This is a genomic window from Nonomuraea sp. NPDC005730 (assembly GCF_040630865.1).
Taxonomy (GTDB): domain Bacteria; phylum Actinomycetota; class Actinomycetes; order Streptosporangiales; family Streptosporangiaceae; genus Nonomuraea.
On record NZ_JBEXYK010000137.1, the window covers coordinates 1 to 2,190 of the forward strand.

The 2,190-nt window shown below is 70.9% G+C and carries 3 protein-coding genes; 2 read left to right on the forward strand and 1 reads right to left on the reverse strand.

Annotation, left to right across the window (positions count from 1 at the left end; genetic code table 11):
- Window positions 1-660: phospholipid carrier-dependent glycosyltransferase (locus ABZ444_RS51345; RefSeq protein ID WP_358012696.1), on the reverse strand; the 660-nt coding region annotated here is incomplete at its 3' end.
- Between the two features lie 79 nt (window positions 661-739).
- Here ABZ444_RS51345 and rsmI point away from each other — a divergent pair.
- Window positions 740-1,582 carry a 16S rRNA (cytidine(1402)-2'-O)-methyltransferase gene (rsmI, locus tag ABZ444_RS51350; protein WP_352353055.1) on the forward strand — a complete coding sequence of 281 codons (843 nt, stop codon included), beginning with the start codon at window positions 740-742 and terminating at the stop codon, window positions 1,580-1,582.
- Window positions 1,583-1,587: 5 nt separating this feature from the next.
- Window positions 1,588-2,190, forward strand: a 603-nt coding sequence (locus ABZ444_RS51355) for a phospholipid carrier-dependent glycosyltransferase (protein WP_358012697.1), incomplete at its 3' end; no start/stop codon positions are given.

The following is a 2,190-nucleotide window of genomic DNA, read 5'->3' on the forward strand; positions in this document are numbered from 1 at the left end:
CCGTTCGCGGGCGCGGTCGCGGTCGACGACCAGGCAGGCGAACGCGGCCAGCACCCAGAACATGAGGAACACGTCGAGCAGCGCGGTGCGCGAGAGCACGTAGTGGAGGCCGTCGAGGGCCAGCAGCAGGCCGGCGAAGCAGCCGAGCAGCGTGGAGCGGGTCATCCGGCGGGCGACCCGGGCCAGGACGAGGATCGACAACGTGCCGATCAGCGCCGCGGCGAACCGCCAGCCGAACGGGTTGAGCCCGAACAGCCACTCACCGGCGCCGATCATCCACTTGCCCAGCGGCGGATGCACCACGTAAGAGGCGCACTTGTCGAGGGTCTCCTGCGTGCACGACTGCCAGATGTCGGTCTTCCCGGCCAGGATCGCCTTGTCCGCGTCTTTGATCGTGACGCGCTCGACGCCCCAGTTGATCAGGGAGAAGGCGTCCTTCATGTAATAGGTCTCGTCGAAGACCACGGCGCGCGGGTGGCCCAGGTTGACGAAGCGCAGGATGCCGCCGAAGAGCGTGACCAGCAGCGGGCCGACCCACCCCCACAGGACGCTGCCGCGCATGGGGGGGATCACCCGGTCACGCAGGGACCGCGTCTGCGATTGACTCTCGCCGACCTCCGGGTTGTCGTAGGCCTGGTACGGGGAATCGGTCACCGCCATTCGGACATCGTACGGGCCCCAAGCCGTTAGGTACTGCAAGAATCACGGTCTAATTGGTATGCCCTGCCACAATGGTCGGGTGACTGGAGAAGGCAGGTTGGTGCTGGCCGGAGCCCCCATCGGTCAGGCGGGTGACGTCTCGCCGCGGCTGCGGGAGGTGCTCGCCGGCGCCGACGTGGTGGCCGCCGAGGACACCAGAAGGCTGCGCAGGCTCGCCACCGAGCTGGGCGTGGAGATCAGCGGCCGGGTGGTGTCCTACTACGACCAGAACGAGGCGGGGCGCGCCCAGGAGCTCGTCGAGGCGCTGAGACAGGGCCGCACGGTCGTGGTCATCACCGACGCCGGGATGCCCGGGGTGTCCGACCCCGGCTACCGCCTGACCCACCTGGCGGTCGAGGCCGGTATCACGGTGACCGCGCTGCCGGGGCCGAGCGCCGTCACCACGGCCCTCGCCGTGTCGGGGCTGGCCAGCGACAGGTTCTGCTTCGAGGGTTTCCCGCCGCGCAAGACCGGTGACCGGGCGCGGCGGCTGTCCGCGCTGGCGGCCGAGGAGCGGACGATGGTCTTCTTCGAGGCCCCCCACCGGCTGGCCGAGTCGCTGGGCGCGATGGCCGAGGCGTTCGGGCCCGACCGGCCCGCCGCCGTCTGCCGCGAGCTGACCAAGACGTACGAGGAGGTGCGCCGCGGCGGTCTCGGCGAGCTGGCCGAGTGGGCCGCGGGCGGCGTCAAGGGCGAGATCACCGTGGTCGTCGCGGGCCGCGTGCCGGGGGCGGGCGAGCCCGACATGGACGAGCTGGTCGCCGAGGTCGACCGCCGGGTGGCCGAGGGCGAGCAGCGGAAGATCGCCATTGCCGACGTGGCCAAGGGCGCGGGCGTGCCGAGACGCGAACTTTATGACCTGGTGCACAAACGCATAGGGTGATCGGCATGGGGGAGACGGCACGACGGCTGGTCCCGCCGTTCCAGGGGCGGCCCCTCTTAGGCTGGGCGGGGCCGCTGCTGGTCGCCCTCTTCGGCGGGCTGCTGCGCTTCGTCCGCCTCGGTGAGCCGAAGGCCGTCGTCTTCGACGAGACCTACTACGCCAAAGACGCCTACTCCCTGCTCAGGTACGGCGTCGAGCGCGCGATGCTGGGCGACGCCAAGAACCCGATCGCCGACCGGCGGCTCATCGCCGGGAACCTGGACATCTTCCGCCAGTGCCCCCGGTCGTCCGACTGTGCCTCGTTCGTCGCGCATCCGCCGCTGGGCAAGTGGATGATCGGCGCGGGGGAGTGGCTGTTCGGGATGAACCCGTTCGGCTGGCGGTTCGCCGCGGCGCTGGTCGGCACGTTGTCGATCCTCGTCCTGGCCCGGGTGGCGCGCCGGATGACCCGCTCCACGCTGCTCGGCTGCCTGGCGGGGCTGCTGCTCGCGCTCGACGGCCTGCATCTGGTGCTCTCCCGCACGGCGCTGCTCGACGTGTTCCTCATGTTCTGGGTGCTGGCCGCGTTCGCCTGCCTGGTCGTCGACCGCGACCGCGCCCGCGAACGA